Here is an 18495-nt window from a genome sequence, read left to right as displayed (position 1 = left end):
GGTGGTTATGCGCTGGCAAGGGCGTCGTGAAAGTGACAATGTAGAAGACAGACGCGGTGATGGCGGCGGCGGTCCTTCAATGGGCGGGCCCGGCTTCCGCTTACCCAGCGGCAAGGGCGGTATCATCCTGCTGATTGTGGTGCTGGTCGCGGGTTATTACGGCGTCGATCTCACCGGTCTGATGACCGGTCAACCGCTGCAACAGCAGCAACAATCTCCGCGCTCCATCAGCCCGAATGAAGATGAAGCGGCCAAATTTACCTCCGTTATTCTCGCCACAACTGAAGACACATGGAGTCAGCAGTTTGAGAAGATGGGGCGCACCTATCAGCAGCCGAAGCTGGTGATGTACCGGGGTGCAACCCGCACCGGATGCGGTACCGGGCAATCTGTGATGGGGCCGTTCTACTGCCCGGCAGACGGCACCGTCTATATCGATCTCTCTTTTTACGATGACATGAAACGCAAGCTTGGCGCTGACGGTGATTTTGCCCAGGGCTACGTTATCGCGCATGAAGTCGGCCATCACGTGCAAAAGCTGCTGGGGATTGAGCCCAAAGTGCGCCAGCTTCAGCAGAATGCATCTCAGGCTGAAGTGAACCGCCTTTCCGTCAAAATGGAACTGCAGGCGGACTGTTTTGCGGGCGTCTGGGGCCACAGCATGCAGCAGCAGGGCGTGCTGGAATCCGGCGATCTAGAAGAGGCATTAAACGCGGCTGAGGCTATCGGCGACGACCGTTTACAGCAGCAGAGCCAGGGTCATGTCGTGCCGGACAGCTTCACTCACGGTACGTCGCAGCAGCGCTACAGCTGGTTCAAGCGCGGCTTTGACAGCGGCGATCCGGCCCAGTGTAATACCTTCGGCAAAGCCATGTGATGGTGTCGTTTGAACATTTGACGCGCGAGCTTGAGCGTACCGGGCACCGCCGTCTGGTGGTGCTCACGGGTGATGAACAGTGGACGTTCAGCCAGGCGGTTGGCCTGCGTGATGCCTTGCCGGGAGACTGGCTGTGGCTCGATGACAATCCCTCTAAAGCCGTTAGCGGACTGCTGGGACGCGAATACCTTCACGCCGTTTTTGACGCGCGTGCCGGGTTTGACGTTTCAGCCTTTGCCGCGCTCAGCGGGACGCTGCGCGCCGGTAGCCTGCTGGTGCTGCTGGTGCCGCCGCTCTCTGAGTGGGCCGACAGGCCCGACGGCGATTCCGTACGCTGGAGCGACAGCGCGGAGCCGATCGCCACCCCGCACTTCGTTCACCATTTTTGCCGGACGCTTGCCGCCGATGCGGATGCGATCGTCTGGCAACAGCATCGTCCTCTCTCTCTTCCCGCTGCGCCGGAGCTTCCCGCCTGGCAGCCTGCCAGCGGCGAGCCGCAGCGCGAGCAGGCGGAGATCCTCAACGCGCTTCTGGCCATGCCTTCGGGCGTCGCTGCCGTGACGGCACCGCGCGGACGCGGAAAGTCAGCCCTGGCGGGGATGCTGCTCAAAAGCATCCACGGAAATGCAGTGGTGACGGCACCGGCAAAAGGGGCAACGGATGTTATTGCGCGCTTCGCCGGCGAGCGTTTTCACTTTATGGCCCCGGATGCACTGCTGGCCTCCGCGACAGAAGCCGACTGGCTGATTGTTGATGAAGCCGCCGCCATCCCTGGCCCGCTGCTGGACAAGCTGGTGGCGCGTTTTCCCCGCGTACTGCTGACCACCACGGTCCAGGGTTATGAAGGCACGGGCAGAGGGTTTCTGCTCAAGTTCTGCGCCCGGTTCAGCGGGCTGCGGCGCTATACCTTATCCACCCCCATTCGCTGGGCAGCCGGGTGTCCGCTTGAGCGGATAGCCGGGAATACGCTGCTGTTTGACGATGCGCTTATTGACAGCAAGCCGGAAGGTGAGGTGCGTTTACGGACGCTGGAGCCGCGGATGTGGGAGAGCGACCCGGCACGCGTGGCAAGCGTGTATGAACTGCTGTGTGCCGCGCACTACCAGACGTCTCCGCTCGATTTACGTCGGATGATGGACGCACCTGGCCAGCACTTTGCGGTTGCACACGCGGGTGTGGATATCGCTGGCGCGCTCTGGCTGGTGGAAGAGGGGGGATTGCCTCCTGAGCTGAGCCGCGCGGTGTGGGCGGGCTTTCGTCGTCCACGCGGGAACCTTGTGGCGCAGTCGCTGGCGGCGCACGGCGGATCGCCACTCGCGGCGACGCTGAAGGGGCGACGGATTAGCCGCATTGCGGTACATCCCCACCGTCAACGGGAAGGCATCGGCCAGCGGCTTATTCGCAGCGCCAGCGGTGAAGATTATCTCTCGGTCAGTTTTGGCTATACCGACGAGCTGTGGCGTTTCTGGCAGCAGTGCGGCTTTGTGCTGGTGCGAATGGGCAGCCATCGGGAAGCCAGCAGCGGGTGCTACACGGCGATGGCCATACTGCCGCAGAGCGAGGCCGGGCACCGGCTGTGCGCTCAGGAACATCAGCGCTTGTGTCGCGATATGCGTGTCCTGTCGGCCCGGAACGGCGAAAAGATCCCGGTAAGCGATGCCTGGGAAGCTACCCTTAATAGTGACGACTGGCTGGAGCTGGCGGGGTTTGCCTTTGCGCACCGGGCGTTTTCAACCTCGGTTGCCGCGCTGACGCGGCTGGTGTTAACCACAGACATGCCGCTCCCGGCTCTGCGCGGGAAAATCGAGGGAAAGACGGACGAGACGGGGCGAAAAGCGTTGCTGGCTAAGCTGCGGAGTGAAGCTGCGCAAGCGCTTGAGAGTCTTGACTATTCCCGCTGCCAGCGGTTGAAAGCAGACATTTTGCAATGGCAATTTTTTCAATGACTTCTTCAGTAAAGTGGCATGGTCATTACCCCGCAGAGGCGTAAAATCCTGCTCATCAATTAAGGAGACCGCCATGAAACACGACCATTTTGTTGTTCAAAGCCCTGACAAACCGGCTAAACAGTTACTGCTCCTGTTTCATGGTGTGGGCGATAATGCCGTTAACATGGGGCAGATTGGCCGCTGGTTTGCCCCCGTTTTCCCGGAAGCGCTAATTGTCAGCATCGGCGGCGTGGAGCCGTGCGGCCCGAACGGACGGCAGTGGTTCGCGGTTCAGGGCGTGACGGAAGAGAACCGTCAGGCGCGCATTGATGCCATTATGCCCACGTTTATCGGCATCGTACGCTACTGGCAGCAGCAGAGCGGCGTAGGCGCTGACGCAACGGCGCTGATTGGTTTCTCTCAGGGGTCAATCATGTCGCTGGAAAGCGTAAAAGCGCAGCCCGGTCTGGCTTCACGCGTGATCGCGTTTAACGGGCGCTACGCGACGCTACCGACCAGCGCGACCACGCAGACCACTATCCATCTTATTCACGGCGGCGAAGACCGGGTGATTGAGCTTTCGCATGCGGTGGCAGCCCAGGAAGCGCTGGTGCGCGAAGGCGGGGATGTGACGCTGGATATTGTTGACGATCTGGGCCACGCGATTGACGACCGCAGTATGCAGTTTGCGCTCGACCATCTGCGTTATACCGTGCCGAAACACTACTTTGATGAAGCGCTCAGCGGCGGCAAGCCGAATGATGATGATATTGTTGAATTTATATAAGCATTTATCCCCTCACCCTAACCCTCTCCCTAAGGGGAGAGGGAACATGGCCCCCTCGCCCCTCTGGGGCGAGGGGGAGGGGATTACTTCTTCTGGTCTTTCTTCGGCCAGTCGTCGTCATCGTCCCACTTGTCGTTAAAATCCCGGTGCGGCGGAAGATCCGGTTTGTTGGCGAGAAATTTTTTGTGGTCAACGCGCTTAAGGTCTTTAATCACGTTAAGCAGTACGCCTACCAGAAACACCAGAACCAGAATCCACCAGTACTTTGCAAGCCAATCCATTCGCTATTCCTCTCTGAGCGTTCGTCAGGCGACGAGTTGCTCCATAATACGTTGATACATGCGGGCCAGCAGTTGTAAATCGGCAGCGTTCACACACTCGTTGATTTTGTGAATCGTCGCGTTAACCGGACCCAGTTCGACAACCTGTGCACCCATGCGGGCGATAAAGCGTCCGTCTGAGGTGCCGCCCGTCGTCAGCAGCTGCGGCTTAATTTCATTATAGTGCTCGATGGCGTTCACTACCGCATCCACCAGCTTGCCGCGCTGCGTCAGGAACGGCTGGCCGGAAAGCCACCAGTCGACGGTGTAGCGCAGGTTGTATTTTTCCAGCAGAGCGACAACGCGGGCTTTGATCGTCTCGTCGGTCAGTTCGGTGCTGAAGCGGAAGTTGAACTGGACGAAGAAGTCCCCCGGGATCACGTTGTTGCTGCCGGTCCCGGCCTTAACGTTAGCAATCTGCATGCTGGTCGGCGGGAAGAACTCGTTGCCTTTATCCCACTCGATGCCCACCAGTTCGTTCAGCATTGGCGCGGCGCGGTGGACCGGGTTATCGGCCAGATGTGGATAAGCCACGTGCCCCTGAACGCCGTGAATGGTCAGGTTACAGGTCAGCGAGCCGCGGCGACCGTTTTTGACGACATCACCCACCACTTCGGTACTGGACGGCTCGCCGACCAGACAGTAGTCGAGACGCTCGTTACGCGCCATCAGCGCCTCAACGACCTTTACGGTACCGTTATGGGCGCTGGCTTCTTCATCGGAGGTGATCAAAAACGCGAGACGGTTTTTGTGGTTCGGATGCTGAGCCACAAAGCGCTCTGCCGCCACCACCATCGCCGCCAGCGAGCCTTTCATGTCCGCCGCGCCGCGACCGAAGAGCATGCCATCGCGGATGGTTGGCTCAAACGGCGGGTTAATCCAGCGATCTGCGTCACCCGCGGGAACGACGTCAGTGTGCCCGGCAAAGGCCAGCGTTTCGCCCTGGCCACGCCACGCCCAGAAGTTCTGGGTATCGCCAAAATCCATGCGCTCAACGGTAAAACCGATGGCACGCAGGCGCTCAATCATTAATGCCTGACAACCTGCGTCGTCCGGGCTAAGGGAAGGACGGCGAATAAGCTGTTGAGTCAGCTCAATGACCGGGCATGACATACACTACACCTCAACGAAAAAGTCAGAATAAAGGGTTTCACTGAAACCCAGCAGCATAGGCTGACCTGGCTTGCAGAGCAATGGGCGTTTGATAATTGCCGGCATATCGAGCATCAGCTTTGCCGCGCTGTCGGCATCAACGATGCTGGCGCGCACGGATTCATCCAGCTTACGCCAGGTGGTGCCGCGGGTGTTCAGCAGCGCTTCCCATCCCAGTTCGTTAATGGCGGTATGCAGAAATTGTGCATCAAGCCCGTCGGCACGGTAATCGTGGAAGCGGTACTCCACGTGGTTTGCTTCCAGCCAGCGGCGCGCTTTTTTGATGGTGTCGCAATTTTTAATGCCGTACATCACAACCATGTTGAATCCTTTTGCTCTTATGGCGATTAAATGTTCAATAAATTCGAAGATATATCCTTAAGTGGAATATAACACATTCAGGAATTGTCTGGATTTACGCTTCATCTTAATTCAACTCACACTTGTACGCTGAATATTCTTTCACCCTTTAAGCATAGATGTCCATAGGGTTTAAATTCCCCATAAACTCAGCGAGTAAAATAGAACTCACCCGTTCGCAGGGTTATTTCAAAATATTGCTGCCCATCACACAAAATTTAAGGTTCTCCGTTCATATTTATCATAAATCCCCGGCGGTGGCGGGGTACAATCGCAGCGATTGGTTAAATAGTCTTCACAATGATGATACGTTTTCGTAGAATGCGCATAATAATAAGAGAGGTTGTTATGATTGAACGTGAACTGGGGAACTGGAAAGATTTTATCGAAGGCATGCTTCGTAAATGACATTCAGTAAGAATTGCAAGAGCACTAAAATAAGTAAAATAACCATAGTGTGAATTAATCACACAATAAAAAGGCGGCCGATAAAGCCGCCTTTTTTATGGCTGCGGGTTATTCCTGTCGCTCCCGGAGCGGGAAGCGACGACGCACCAGCACAAAGAACAGCGGAACAAAATAAATCGCCAGGATGGTGGCCGAAATCATCCCCCCCATGACGCCGGTACCCACCGCATGCTGGCTGCTTGAGCCTGCACCCGTGCTGGTTGCCATCGGCAGTACGCCAAAAATAAATGCCAGCGAGGTCATCAGGATCGGACGCAAGCGCTGACGGCAGGCGTGCAGCGTGGCGGCCATCAGCTCGTGGCCTTTAGCATTCATCTCGTTGGCAAACTCTACGATCAGAATGGCGTTTTTCGCCGATAAGCCGATCACCGTGAGTAGCCCCACCTGGAAGTAAACGTCGTTCTCCAGGCCGCGCATCCAGGTCGCCAGCAGCGCACCGATAACCCCAAGCGGCACCACCAGCATGACCGAGAACGGAACCGACCAGCTCTCATACAGCGCGGCAAGGCAGAGGAAGACCACCAGCAGAGAAAGCGCATAAAGCGCGGGCGCCTGTGCCCCGGAGAGGCGCTCCTGGTAAGACATGGCCGTCCATTCCAGACCAAAACCAGCGGGCAACTGCTGCACCAGTTTTTCCATGGTGTCCATGGCGGTACCGGTGCTGATGCCCGGCGCGGCTTCCCCGACGATTTCAACTGCCGAATAGCCGTTGTAGCGCTCCAGGCGCGGCGAACCGCTCTCCCAGCGCGACGTGGCAAAGGCGGAGAAGGGTACCATCCCGCCAGAATTATTACGTACAAACCAGCGGTTAATGTCATCCGGCAACATGCGGAAAGGCGCGGCTGCCTGGACATACACTTTTTTCACGCGGCCGCGATCCATAAAGTCATTTACGTAGCTTGAGCCCCACGCGGTTTGCAGGGTGTCGTTGATATCGTCGATCGAGACGCCCAGCGCCTGCGCCTTACGCTGGTCTATATCCACCTGAAGCTGCGGGCTGTCGTCAAGACCGTTGTGACGAACGCGAGTCAGGCCGGGATCTTTCCCTGCAAGTTCTAACAGCTTGTCGCGCGCGGCCATCAGCGCCGAGTGGCCCGCGCCGGCGTGATCCTGCAGCTCCATATCAAACCCGGCGGAACTGCCCAGGCCGCTGATCGCGGGCGGACTGCTGGCAAAAACGCGTGCCTCTTTAATGCCCGCAAAAGCTTTGGTTGCCCGTTCAATGATGGCGAACGAGGTTCCCGTTCTGGCGTCGCGTTCGTCCCAGTCTTTCAGGCGGACAAACATGCGAGCGACGTTCTGCCCGTTCCCGCCCGGGCCGGAGCCAACGGTGGAGAAGACCGAGACAACGTTATCTTTCTCTTTGGTGAAGAAGTACTGCTCAACGTTCTGAACCACCTTCAACGTCTGCTGTTGCGTTGAGCCGCTCGGGAGCTGCACCGAGGTGATGAACATCCCCCGGTCCTCCTGAGGCAGGAACGAGGTGGGAAGATGCAGAAACAGCCACACCATGCCGCCCAGCAGCACAACGTAAATCATCATCCAGCGCAGGCTGCGGTGCAGCACTTTACCGACGGCAGATTCATACCGCTCGGCATTGCGGTTGAACATACGGTTAAACCAGCCGAAGAACCCTTTCTGTCCGTGATGTTCCCCTTTGTGCAGCGGCTTAAGGAGGGTGGCACAGAGCGCGGGGGTGAGGATCAGCGCCACCAGCACGGAAAGCACCATCGCCGAGACGATGGTAATTGAGAACTGACGGTAAATTGCCCCGGTTGTACCGCCAAAGAAGGCCATCGGGATAAAGACCGCCGACAGCACCATCGCGATACCGACTAACGCCCCCTGAATTTGCCCCATGGATTTGCGTGTGGCCTGACGCGGGGAAAGCCCCTCTTCGCTCATGATGCGCTCGACGTTTTCCACGACCACGATGGCATCGTCCACCAGCAGGCCAATCGCCAGCACCATGGCAAACATCGTCAGGGTGTTGATGCTGTAGCCGAACGCGTAGAGCACCGCAAAAGTACCCAGCAGCACTACCGGGACGGCAATGGTGGGGATCAGCGTGGCGCGGAAGTTTTGCAGGAACAGGTACATGACCAGGAACACCAGCGCGATCGCTTCCAGCAGGGTTTTCACCACATCCTCAATCGAGGCTTTAACGAAGGAGGTGGTTTCATAGGCGACTTTGTACTCCAGCCCGTGCGGGAAATACTGCGACAGCTCATCCAGACGGTCCAGCACCAGCTTCGCCGTCGCCATTTCGTTCGCGCCGGAGGCCAGCTTGATCCCAAGACCGGAGGCCGGATTGCCGTTAAAGCGGCTCAGGTAATCGTATTTCTCCGCACCCATTTCCACCTTAGCGACATCGCCCAGGCGCACCTCTGAACCGTCCTGATTCACGCGAAGGGTGATGTTGCGGAACTGGTCCGGCGTCTGAAGCAGGGATTGTGAATTGATGGTGGCATTCAGGGCCTGTTTATCAACCGAAGGCGTGCCTCCCAGCTGCCCCACGGCAATTTGGGCGTTCTGGGCTTTGATGGCGTCCGTCACGTCGGTTGCGGTCATCTGATAGCTGTTCAGCTTGTTAGGATCGAGCCAGATACGCATTGAGTACTGTGAACCGTAGGCGTCGATATCCCCTACGCCGTTAATACGGCTGAGCGGGTCCTGAATATTACTGGCGACGTAGTCCGCAATGTCCTGTTTATCCATTGAGCCATCGGTGGAGACAAACGCGATAGTCAGAATGTTGGTATCACCGGTTTTACGCACGGTGACCCCCTGGTTCTGCACCGCCTGGGGCAGCTTACGCATGGCCGACTGCAGCTGGTTTTGTACCTGCTGCACCGCTTCGTCCGGGTCGGTGCCCGCCTCAAAGCTCAGGGTGACCGTGGCCTGTCCCGTGGCGCTGCTTTGGGAGGACATGTACATCAGATTATCCAGACCCGTCATGTTCTGCTCGATAACCTGCGTCACGGTGTTTTCCAGCGTTTGTGCGGAAGCGCCGGGATAGTTGGCGGTGACACGCACGTTAGGCGGTGCCAGATCGGGATATTGCTCAACGGGAAGAGAAGTAATCGCCAGGACGCCTGTCAGACACAACAGGATGGCAAGCACCCAGGCAAAAATGGGGCGATCGATGAAAAAATTCGCCATGGAAAAGTGACCTCGTTTTGCTGCACGTCATTATTGTTTATTGCCCGCATCACTTTAGCGGCAAGGCCCAGGCCAAACGTGGAGAAATAAAGGAGATAATGTAAATTATCATGCGCTTTTCCCGGCGCTTCCCCCTTTACCGTTATTTACCTGTTAACGGCGCGGGTGCGGGGAACGTCACGCTGACCTGCGTGCCGCCGTTTTGCGGCTGCGAGAAGTGCAGCATTCCGCCGAGCCGTTGCGCGCGTTCTCGCATAATGTTCAGCCCGTAGTGTCCCGGCGGTTCGCTGGCCTCGCCAATTCCGATGCCGTTGTCACGAATGCTGACGTTGTGCGTGCCGTCCACGGCGGTTACGCAGCTGACGGTGATCTCGCTGGCCTGCGCGTGCTTAATCGCATTCAGGACGGCCTCCCGCACGATCTGCAGCAAATGCACCTGCTTCTGCGCGTCAAGCGCCAGCGAGGAGAGGCGGCAGTCGAGGTACAGCTTCGCCTGCGTTTGGCTCTGCAGGGCATCGAGGGACTCCTGAAGCGCCGCGGGTAAATTCGCATGGTTTAGCGTCAGGCGGAAGGTGGTCAGCAGCTCGCGCAGCTGCTGCCAGGCGTTGTTCAGCTCGCGGGAGAAGTCGGTGATGATGGTCTGCGCGGGGGTATTTTCCGCCGGCACGGCGTGTTTAAGCAGCGTGAGCTGGATCCGCAGATAGGAGAGTACCTGCGCCAGCGAATCATGCAGCTCGCGGGCGATGGTGGCGCGCTCCTCCATCAGCAGCAGCTGCTGGTAGTGTTTCTGCGCCTGGTTAAAGTACAGCCCGCGCCCGAGCATGGTCGCGACACTTCTCATCAGCGGAAGAGGAACGCTGCCCGTCTCGCTTTGCCAGCGCAGCTCGCCGTAAAGGGTGTCCTGCATCAGCACCGGCAGGGTTTGCAGAGAAATGCCGCTCACCTCTGTCCCTTCACACAGCCGCCAGTCGTCGCTGGTGCGTAGCTCCAGGTAATTCATCTGCGTGTATTCATGGACAATCTGTAAAATATGCCGGAAGCACAGGCTGTCAATCTGTCCGGTATTCAGCGCCTGAGAGCATTTGAACAGCATGTCGAGCTGCTGGTGGGCTTCATGCAAATGCCGCGTCTTTTCCGCGACGGAGGCTTCGAGCGACCGATAGAGAGTATGTAGCTCGCCTGACATATGGTTGAAGGCGCGGGAAAGCTGGCCCAGCTCGTTGGGCAGCGCGGTGTCCGGCGCCGGGGTGGTAAATTCCCCTCGCTCAATCCGTTCACTGGCGGCTACCAGGTTGTTCAGTGGCAACACCACCTGGCGGCGGATGCGCCGCAGGGTAAATAGCGTCAGCAGCAGGATCCCGAGCGCGCCAACCAGAGAGAGAAGGGTCACCGTCTGGATTTTATTTTCGGTGTAGTGCTGGAGGGCGAGAACAAAGGCATCAATGCGGCCGACAAAATCCTCAATGTTAGCGTCATACCATGCGCTGTCGCCGCGGGCGATGTGCTTATCCATTTCCCGCCAGGCCACATGCAGCTGCTGATAGCGCGCCTTGACGTTTTCCGGGACGTACCAGCGGTTCAGCTTCTCCAGGGAAGGCGCGCTTAACGTCTGCTGCCAGTTCTCAAGATGCGCCTTAAGGAAGGGGCTGTTGCGCTGCATCTCGTAGCCGAGGCGGTAGCTCTGCATGCGCAGCGAACCCGCAATGTTAATGGCTTCGGCATCACGCTGGCTGCTGGCAAGCGTCAGCAGCGCGACGGTGCTGGTCAGCACGGACAGGGCAATGATCGAAAAGAAAGCCCAGGCAAGGCTTCCGGAAACGGGGCGTTTAACGGTCACGGAACGGCTCTCTGAATAAAATGGCTCTGCCACAGGTTACGGGCAGTTGTACATTGCCTTATAACGCGGTAGTGAGCAAATAGCTTATTCATACTAAAAATAAGGTTATTGATCCAAAAGCCGCTTTGGGGATTAACATGAAATCTGACGAGAAGAGACGCGCCGTCTTAACCGACGGGCGACAAAGCGGGCTTCACGGCGTAGTATAAACAGACTCATTTTGCCGTGGAGCCCGTATGTCCCTGAACATTACCGTTATCAAAGACAAAATCCTCTCTGAAAATTACTTTGTCCTGCGGAATATCACTTACGATTTAACCCGTAAGAACGGTGACGTGATTCGCCACAAACGCGAAGTCTACGACCGGGGCAATGGCGCAACCATTCTGCTGTATAATCGTGAAAAGCAAAGCGTGGTGCTGATTCGCCAGTTTCGGGTCGCGACCTGGGTCAACGGCAACGCGGACGGGCGTCTGATTGAAACCTGCGCCGGCCTGCTTGATGACGATGAACCGGAAGTCTGCATCCGCAAGGAGGCCGTCGAGGAGACCGGTTTTGAAGTGGGCGCGGTGCAAAAAGTCTTTGAGCTTTTCATGTCACCTGGCGGCGTGACCGAGCTGGTCCATTTCTTCATTGCGGAATATACCGATGCCCAGCGCACGCATCGCGGTGGCGGCGTGGAGGATGAAGATATTGAAGTGCTGGAAATGCCTTTCGCTCAGGCCGTTGAGATGGTGAAAAGCGGCGAGATCCGCGACGGTAAAGCGGTGATCCTGTTGCAATATCTACAAACCAGCGGGTTAATGAACCCCAAACCGATGTCGCAATAGCCTGCATTTCAGATAAATCTATCCGATAAATCCGATTGAGCCCGCCCGCGCTGGGCACGAAGATACGCCCCAGATTGACCTTTTCGTTTCCGGGGCTGTGCCATTCATGCGCTACTGCGTTTTGCTTCTCTTCTTTTTCTGCGTGCTACCCGTGCCTCTGGTGTGGGCGGCACCTGCGCAGCAGTCTTTCTCAGACTGGCAGGTCACCTGCAATAACCAGAATTTTTGTGTTGCCCGGAATACGGGGGAACATCGCGGTCTGGTTATGACGCTGAGCCGTAGCGCCGGCGCGAAAACGGACGCCAGCCTGCGCATCGATCTCGGCGGGCTTTCGGCCCCGCCGGTAAAAGAGCCGGACATCGCCCCGCGCCTTCTGCTCGACAACGTTCCGCTAAAACTCAATTCACAGCACTGGCAGTTAACGCCCTGGCATCTCAAGACCGACGATACGGGTACCCTCAACGCATTTCTGAAAACTATTCAGGAAGGGCAGGCGCTGACCCTGCGCGGGGGGAAGCAGACGATTTCGCTGGTCGGGCTGAAGGCAGCGCTGCTGTTTATTGACGCCCAGCAGAAGCGCGTTGGCAGCGAAACGGCATGGATTAAAAAAGGGGATAGCCCGCCGCTGAGCGTGCCTCCTGCACCAGCATTAAAAAAGGTGGCCGTGGTGAACCCGACGCCGACGCCGCTGACGCATAGCGAGCTAAACGATCTGCTGGATTATGGAACCTGGCGGATGAACAACAGCCAGTGCTCGCTGGATCCTAACCGCCGTGAAGTACGCGTCACCGCATTAACCGACGACAAAGCGCTGTTAATCGTCAGCTGTGAGGCAGGAGCCTATAACACGGTCGATCTGGCGTGGCTGGTATCACGTAAAAAACCGTTCACTGCCCGCAGCGTCAGGTTACGTCTGCCGTTTACCCCCTCCAGCCAGAGCAGCGACATGGAGCTGATGAACGCCAGCTTTGATGAAAAAACGCGCGAGCTGACGACGCTGGCGCTGGGACGCGGTATCGGGGACTGCGGGATCCAGACGCGCTGGCGTTTTGACGGCCAGCGCTTCCGCCTGGTGCGCTATGCGGAAGAGCCAAGCTGCGATAGCTGGAATGGGCCAGACGCCTGGCCCACGCTGTGGATCACACGCTAGTTTTACCGGGTGGCGGCTTACAAAACCTCGAACCGCAGGCAGGGTAAGCGACAGCGCCACCCGGCAACGAAGAACGCACTACAGCACGCTCAGCGCCTTCTCCACCACGTTCTCAACGGTAAAGCCGAAGTACGGGAAGAGCTTGTCGGCAGGTGCCGATTCACCGTAACCCCGCATGCCAACAATCGCTCCTTTTAGCCCCACGTACTTATACCAGTAGTCGGCAATACCCGCTTCCACCGCCACGCGTGCCGCTACGTTGGACGGCAGCACCGATTCCCGATACGCCTCATCCTGGGCGTCAAAGATATCCGTTGAAGGCAGGGACACCACGCGCACCGCGTGGCCTTCGGCGGTCAGTTTCTCCGCCGCTTTCACCGTAATTTCCACCTCGGAACCGGTGGCAATCAGGATCACGTCCGGCTTGCCGCCGCTGTCTTTCAGGATGTACCCGCCACGGGCGATGTTTTTAACCTGCTCCGGGGTGCGCTCGATCTGCGCCAGGTTCTGGCGCGACAGGATCAGCGCTGTAGGCCCGTTGTGGCGCTCAACCGCCAGCTTCCAGCCCACCGCCGCTTCCACCTGGTCGCACGGACGCCAGGTGCTGAAGTTTGGCGTTAAGCGCAGGCTCGCCAGCTGTTCCACCGCCTGGTGCGTCGGGCCATCTTCCCCCAGGCCGATGGAGTCGTGGGTGTAGACCATGATCTGCCGGGCCTTCATCAGCGCCGCCATGCGCGCCGCGTTTCGGGCGTACTCGACGAACATCAGGAAGGTGGCGGTGTAGGGCACGAAGCCGCCGTGATGGGCGATGCCGTTTGCAATCGCGGTCATTCCGAACTCGCGCACGCCGTAGTGGATGTAGTTCCCGGCAATATCCTCTTTCAGCGATTTCGAGCCGGACCAGATGGTCAGGTTACTTGGTGCAAGATCCGCCGAGCCGCCGAGCAGCTCAGGCAGGATTGGGCCAATGGCGTTGAGGGTATTTTGCGACGCCTTACGGGTGGCGATTTTCGCCGGGTTGGACTGCAGATTTTCAATCAGCGCCTGGGTTTTATCGTCCCAGTCCTCCGGCAAGCCGCCGCTCATGCGGCGGGAAAACTCGGCCGCCAGCTCCGGGTGCGCTTTTTTGTAGGCGGCAAATTTTTCGTTCCACGCCTGCTGGGCTTTTTCACCCGCTTCGCGGGCATCCCATGCTCTGTAGATCTCTTTCGGGATCTCAAATGGCGGATACTTCCAGCCCAGCTTCTGGCGGGTTAACGCCACTTCCTCTTCGCCCAGCGCCGCGCCGTGCGCCTCTTCCTTGCCCGCTTTGTTCGGCGAGCCGAAGCCGATGGTGGTGCGACAGATAATCAGGGACGGTTTGTCCTTCACGCTCTGCGCTTCCTGAATCGCTTTTTTCACCGCCTCAGGATCGTGGCCGTCGATCTCGTGCACCACGTGCCAGTGGTAGGCCTCAAAGCGTTTCGCCGTGTCGTCGGTAAACCAGCCCTCGGTTTCCCCGTCGATGGAGATGCCGTTGTGGTCGTAGAAGCCAATCAGCTTCCCGAGCCCCAGCGTGCCCGCCAGCGAGCAGACCTCGTGGGAGATCCCCTCCATCAGGCAGCCGTCACCCATAAAGACATACGTGTAGTGGTCGACAATCTGATGGTCCGGCTGGTTAAACTGCGCCGCCAGCGTGCGCTCGGCAATCGCAAGACCGACGGCATTCGCCAGACCCTGACCCAGCGGGCCGGTGGTGGTTTCCACGCCCGGGGTATAGCCGATCTCCGGGTGGCCCGGCGTTTTAGAGTGCAGCTGGCGGAAGTTTTTCAGCTCTTCCAGCGGCAGATCGTAGCCGGAAAGGTGCAGCAGGCTGTAGAGCAGCATCGAGGCGTGGCCGTTGGAGAGAATAAAACGGTCGCGGTCGTACCAGGTTGGGTCTGTGGGGTTGTGCTTCAGAAAGTCGTTCCACAGCACTTCGGCAATATCGGCCATTCCCATCGGGGCGCCAGGGTGGCCGGAATTGGCTTTTTGTACGGCATCCATACTGAGGGCGCGAATGGCGTTGGCGAGCTCTTTACGGGACATAGTTCACTCCGTGGCAAGGTTAAAGTTTGGCGGCGAGAAGATCTTCAAGTTTGCGCTGGTCGACGGCGAACTGGCGGATGCCGTCAGCCAGTTTTTCCACGGCCATAGGGTCCTGATTGTGCTCCCAGCGGAACTCCGCTTCGGTCATGGCTTTCGGTTTTGGCAGTACGGTAGAGGTCGGCACCAGTTTGCGGATCACCGTTTCGTCGCTCTCCTGCAGCTTTTTCAGCAGATCGGGGGAGATGGTCAGACGGTCGCAGCCTGCGAGCGCGAGGATCTGCTCGGTGCGGCGGAAGCTGGCGCCCATCACGATGGTTTCGTAGCGGTGCTGCTTGTAATAATCGTAGATATTACGCACCGACTTCACGCCAGGGTCTTCCTCTACCACGTACGGATCCATCGGCTGTTTCGCCTGATACCAGTCGTAGATGCGCCCGACAAACGGCGAGATCAGAAACACGCCCGCTTCGGCACAGGCGCGCGCCTGGGCAAACGAGAACAGCAGCGTCAGGTTGCAGTGGATCCCCTCTTTTTCCAGAACCTCCGCCGCGCGGATGCCTTCCCATGTGGACGCGAGCTTGATCAGAATGCGCGACTTATCGATCCCCTGTTCCTGGTAGAGTTCCACCAGGCGGCGCGCTTTGTGAATACTCTTTTCCTGATCGAATGAGAGGCGGGCATCCACTTCGGTCGACACGCGCCCCGGAATGCTTTTCAGAATTTCCGCACCAAAATTAACCGCCAGCTTGTCGCTGGCTTCAGCAACCTGCTGTTCCTGTGTTTTCCCGCGCTGTTTACCGTAGGCAATCGCGTCATCAATCAGATGGCTAAAGTGGGCAAGCCCTGCCGCTTTCAGAAGCAGCGAAGGGTTGGTGGTCGCGTCCTCCGGCTGATAGTGGCGAATCGACTCGATATCGCCGCTGTCTGCAACCACGGTGGTGAATTGTTTGATGCCGTCTAGCTGGTTCATAAATCATTACTCCTTGGAAATAAAAGAGTTAGATGAGTGCGTTAGTTCACACTTCTGAGAAAATCATGATGGACTTAACAAAAAAGCATAGCAGACGGGGCAGGCATTGCTTTTGAGACGGGTAACATGGCTGTTATAAATTGATAACAATTTTTAATGTGTGATGGTGAGAGTTTGGCAGCCTTCAAAGTTTATGCGCTGTCCTGAGGCGATACTAGGCGGCACACCAGGGTGTGCATCAGGATCGCTTACGTCACCCTTTTGATCGATACGTGAAAGGAAAAATAAGATGGATGAGCAGTTGAAACAGAGTGCCCTCGATTTTCACGAGTTCCCTGTCCCCGGTAAAATTCAGGTTTCCCCAACCAAGCCGCTGGCGACGCAGCGCGATCTGGCGCTGGCCTACTCGCCGGGCGTGGCGGCACCGTGTCTGGAAATCGAAAAAGACCCGCTTGCGGCCTACAAATACACCGCGCGCGGTAACCTTGTCGCCGTTATCTCTAACGGGACGGCGGTACTGGGCCTGGGCAACATTGGTGCACTGGCCGGTAAACCGGTGATGGAAGGGAAGGGCGTACTGTTCAAGAAATTTGCCGGTATCGACGTGTTCGATATCGAAGTGGACGAACTCGATCCAGATAAATTCATCAACGTGGTAGCCGCGCTGGAGCCGACCTTCGGCGGGATCAACCTGGAAGACATCAAAGCGCCGGAATGTTTCTATATCGAGCAGAAGCTGCGTGAGCGTATGAACATTCCCGTGTTCCATGACGACCAGCACGGGACGGCGATTATCAGCACCGCCGCCATTCTGAACGGCCTGCGCGTGGTGGAGAAAAACCTCTCCGACGTGCGCATGGTGGTTTCTGGCGCAGGCGCGGCGGCTATCGCCTGTATGAACCTGCTGGTGGCGCTGGGGATGCAGAAACACAATATCGTGGTCTGCGACTCTAAGGGCGTTATCTACAAAGACCGCGAGCCGAACATGGCGGAAACCAAAGCGGCGTATGCGGTGGAGGACGACGGCAAACGTACGCTTGAGGACGTGATCGACGGCGCGGATATCTTCCTCGGTTGCTCCGGTCCGAAAGTGCTGACCCAGGAGATGGTGAAGAAGATGGCGCGTGCGCCAATGATCCTGGCCCTGGCGAACCCTGAGCCGGAAATCCTGCCGCCGCTGGCGAAAGCGGTGCGTGAAGACGCCATTATCTGTACCGGCCGTTCGGACTACCCGAACCAGGTCAACAACGTGCTCTGCTTCCCGTTCATCTTCCGCGGCGCGCTGGACGTTGGCGCGACGGCGATCAATGAAGAGATGAAGCTTGCCGCCGTTCACGCCATCGCCGAGCTGGCCCACGCCGAGCAGAGCGAAGTGGTCGCCTCCGCGTACGGGGATCAGGATCTAAGCTTTGGCCCGGACTACATCATTCCAAAACCGTTCGACCCGCGTTTGATTGTCAAAATTGCGCCAGCCGTCGCCAAAGCGGCGATGGACTCCGGCGTGGCAACGCGTCCGATTCAGGATTTCGACGCTTACGTCGATAAGCTCACCGAGTTTGTCTATAAAACCAACCTGTTCATGAAGCCAATCTTCTCTCAGGCCCGCGCAGACGCGAAGCGCGTGGTGCTGGCGGAAGGTGAAGAGGCGCGCGTGCTGCACGCTACCCAGGAGCTGATCACCTTAGGGCTGGCGAAGCCGATCCTGATCGGTCGTCCGAGCGTGATCGAGATGCGGATCCAGAAGCTGGGCCTGCAGATTAAGCCGGGCGTTGACTTCGAGATCGTGAACAACGAATCCGATCCGCGCTTCAAAGAGTACTGGAGCGAATACTACGCGATCATGAAGCGCCGGGGGATCACCCAGGAGCAGGCGCAGAAAGCCGTTATCAGCAACACGACGGTGATCGGCGCGATCATGGTCCATCGCGGCGAGGCGGATGCGCTGATCTGCGGCACCATCGGCGACTACCACGAGCACTTTAGCGTGGTGCAGGAGATCTTCGGCTATCGCGACGGCGTCCACACCGCCGGGGCGATGAACGCGCTGCTGCTGCCGAGCGGCAACACCTTTATTGCTGACACCTACGTTAACGACGATCCGTCCCCGGACGAGCTGGCGGAGATCACCGTGATGGCGGCGGAAACGGTGCGTCGCTTTGGTATCGAGCCGAAGGTAGCGCTGCTGTCGCACTCTAACTTCGGTTCGTCCAAATCGGCGGCGGCGTGCAAAATGCGCCAGACGCTGGAGCTGGTGCGCGAGCGCGCGCCGGAGCTGATGATTGACGGGGAGATGCACGGCGATGCCGCGCTGGTGGAAAGCATTCGTAACGAACGTATGCCGGACAGCCCGCTTAAGGGGTCGGCGAACATACTGATTATGCCGAACGTGGAAGCGGCGCGTATCAGCTACAACCTGCTGCGCGTCTCCAGCTCTGAAGGGGTGACCGTCGGACCGGTGTTGATGGGCGTGGCGAAACCGGTGCATGTGTTAACGCCGATTGCCTCCGTGCGCCGCATCGTGAACATGGTGGCGCTGGCTGTGGTTGAGGCGCAGACGCAGCCGCTGTAAGCCTTGTGAGTCGGGTGG

At 58.1% G+C, this 18495-nt stretch carries 14 protein-coding genes; 7 read left to right on the top strand and 7 right to left on the bottom strand.

The annotated features are described in order from the left end of the window. The first annotated feature begins 7 nt into the window (after positions 1-7). From AB8818_RS16765 to ypfH, 3 genes are all read left to right on the top strand, one after another. Positions 8-877, top strand: a complete 870-nt coding sequence (locus AB8818_RS16765) for a neutral zinc metallopeptidase (protein ID WP_116343173.1) — start codon at positions 8-10, stop codon at positions 875-877. Then, a complete protein-coding gene (locus tag AB8818_RS16760; protein ID WP_192983671.1) occupies positions 877-2823 on the top strand; it encodes a tRNA(Met) cytidine acetyltransferase TmcA in 1947 nt (648 codons plus the stop codon). Before AB8818_RS16765 ends, AB8818_RS16760 begins: the two co-directional genes overlap by 1 nt. A 73-nt stretch (positions 2824-2896) precedes the next feature. After that, positions 2897-3592, top strand: a complete 696-nt coding sequence (gene ypfH, locus AB8818_RS16755; RefSeq protein WP_192983604.1) for an esterase — start codon at positions 2897-2899, stop codon at positions 3590-3592. Positions 3593-3675: 83 nt separating this feature from the next. Here ypfH and AB8818_RS16750 read toward each other — a convergent pair whose 3' ends face one another. From AB8818_RS16750 to AB8818_RS16740, 3 genes are read right to left on the bottom strand one after another with little or no spacing between them, the layout of a single operon-like run. Continuing rightward, positions 3676-3873, bottom strand: a complete 198-nt coding sequence (locus AB8818_RS16750) for a YpfN family protein (protein WP_013098222.1) — start codon at positions 3871-3873, stop codon at positions 3676-3678. Positions 3874-3897: 24 nt separating this feature from the next. Beyond that, positions 3898-5025 carry a succinyl-diaminopimelate desuccinylase gene (gene dapE / locus AB8818_RS16745; protein WP_028014016.1) on the bottom strand — a complete coding sequence of 376 codons (1128 nt, stop codon included), beginning with the start codon at positions 5023-5025 and terminating at the stop codon, positions 3898-3900. A gap of 3 nt (positions 5026-5028) precedes the next feature. Continuing rightward, positions 5029-5385, bottom strand: a complete 357-nt coding sequence (locus AB8818_RS16740) for an ArsC family reductase (protein ID WP_163330554.1) — start codon at positions 5383-5385, stop codon at positions 5029-5031. Positions 5386-5772: 387 nt separating this feature from the next. On the opposite strand from AB8818_RS16740, the gene ypfM reads away from it, so the two are divergent. Next, complete coding sequence (gene ypfM, locus AB8818_RS16735; protein ID WP_015572204.1) at positions 5773-5832, top strand: protein YpfM; 60 nt, start codon at positions 5773-5775, stop codon at positions 5830-5832. Positions 5833-5940: 108 nt separating this feature from the next. Here ypfM and acrD read toward each other — a convergent pair whose 3' ends face one another. Beyond that, positions 5941-9054, bottom strand: coding sequence for a multidrug efflux RND transporter permease AcrD (gene acrD / locus AB8818_RS16730; RefSeq protein ID WP_163330553.1), 3114 nt, complete (start codon positions 9052-9054; stop codon positions 5941-5943). Between the two features lie 142 nt (positions 9055-9196). After that, positions 9197-10891, bottom strand: a complete 1695-nt coding sequence (narQ, locus tag AB8818_RS16725; RefSeq protein ID WP_192983607.1) for a nitrate/nitrite two-component system sensor histidine kinase NarQ — start codon at positions 10889-10891, stop codon at positions 9197-9199. Between the two features lie 236 nt (positions 10892-11127). Here narQ and nudK point away from each other — a divergent pair, with 236 nt between their 5' ends. Together nudK and AB8818_RS16715 are read left to right on the top strand one after the other, a co-directional pair. Next, positions 11128-11721 (top strand): GDP-mannose pyrophosphatase NudK, encoded by a 594-nt coding sequence (nudK, locus tag AB8818_RS16720; protein WP_116343163.1) that lies wholly within the window; start codon positions 11128-11130, stop codon positions 11719-11721. A gap of 106 nt (positions 11722-11827) precedes the next feature. After that, entirely contained in the window at positions 11828-12871 is a 1044-nt protein-coding gene (locus AB8818_RS16715; RefSeq protein ID WP_163330551.1) for a DUF1176 domain-containing protein, read from the top strand. A gap of 78 nt (positions 12872-12949) precedes the next feature. Here AB8818_RS16715 and tkt read toward each other — a convergent pair whose 3' ends face one another. Together tkt and tal are read right to left on the bottom strand one after the other, a co-directional pair. Then, positions 12950-14938: a transketolase gene (gene tkt, locus AB8818_RS16710; protein WP_116343159.1), complete on the bottom strand. Its 1989-nt coding sequence runs from the start codon at positions 14936-14938 to the stop codon at positions 12950-12952. A gap of 19 nt (positions 14939-14957) precedes the next feature. Next, complete coding sequence (tal, locus tag AB8818_RS16705; protein WP_116343157.1) at positions 14958-15908, bottom strand: transaldolase; 951 nt, start codon at positions 15906-15908, stop codon at positions 14958-14960. A 289-nt stretch (positions 15909-16197) separates the two neighbouring features. Between tal and maeB the strand changes: the two genes are divergently transcribed. Beyond that, positions 16198-18477, top strand: coding sequence for an NADP-dependent oxaloacetate-decarboxylating malate dehydrogenase (maeB, locus tag AB8818_RS16700; RefSeq protein ID WP_116343155.1), 2280 nt, complete (start codon positions 16198-16200; stop codon positions 18475-18477). The last annotated feature ends 18 nt before the right edge of the window (positions 18478-18495 follow it).

Source organism: Enterobacter sp. KB-280D8, from assembly GCF_041399405.1.
GTDB classification, from domain to species: Bacteria; Pseudomonadota; Gammaproteobacteria; order Enterobacterales; family Enterobacteriaceae; genus Enterobacter; species Enterobacter cloacae_N.
Note: the sequence above shows the minus strand (reverse complement) of the source record. Positions and strands in the feature narration are given on the sequence as shown.

What these genes read in the sequence shown, in the direction of transcription:
- AB8818_RS16765 (WP_116343173.1), top strand. Translation starts at nt 8, where the DNA reads ATGCGCTGGCAAGGGCGTCGTGAAAGTGACAATGTAGAAGACAGACGC.
- AB8818_RS16760 (WP_192983671.1), top strand. Translation starts at nt 877, where the DNA reads ATGGTGTCGTTTGAACATTTGACGCGCGAGCTTGAGCGTACCGGGCAC.
- ypfH (WP_192983604.1), top strand. Translation starts at nt 2,897, where the DNA reads ATGAAACACGACCATTTTGTTGTTCAAAGCCCTGACAAACCGGCTAAA.
- AB8818_RS16750 (WP_013098222.1), bottom strand. Translation starts at nt 3,873, where the DNA reads ATGGATTGGCTTGCAAAGTACTGGTGGATTCTGGTTCTGGTGTTTCTG.
- dapE (WP_028014016.1), bottom strand. Translation starts at nt 5,025, where the DNA reads ATGTCATGCCCGGTCATTGAGCTGACTCAACAGCTTATTCGCCGTCCT.
- AB8818_RS16740 (WP_163330554.1), bottom strand. Translation starts at nt 5,385, where the DNA reads ATGGTTGTGATGTACGGCATTAAAAATTGCGACACCATCAAAAAAGCG.
- acrD (WP_163330553.1), bottom strand. Translation starts at nt 9,054, where the DNA reads ATGGCGAATTTTTTCATCGATCGCCCCATTTTTGCCTGGGTGCTTGCC.
- nudK (WP_116343163.1), top strand. Translation starts at nt 11,128, where the DNA reads ATGTCCCTGAACATTACCGTTATCAAAGACAAAATCCTCTCTGAAAAT.
- AB8818_RS16715 (WP_163330551.1), top strand. Translation starts at nt 11,828, where the DNA reads ATGCGCTACTGCGTTTTGCTTCTCTTCTTTTTCTGCGTGCTACCCGTG.
- tkt (WP_116343159.1), bottom strand. Translation starts at nt 14,938, where the DNA reads ATGTCCCGTAAAGAGCTCGCCAACGCCATTCGCGCCCTCAGTATGGAT.
- tal (WP_116343157.1), bottom strand. Translation starts at nt 15,908, where the DNA reads ATGAACCAGCTAGACGGCATCAAACAATTCACCACCGTGGTTGCAGAC.
- maeB (WP_116343155.1), top strand. Translation starts at nt 16,198, where the DNA reads ATGGATGAGCAGTTGAAACAGAGTGCCCTCGATTTTCACGAGTTCCCT.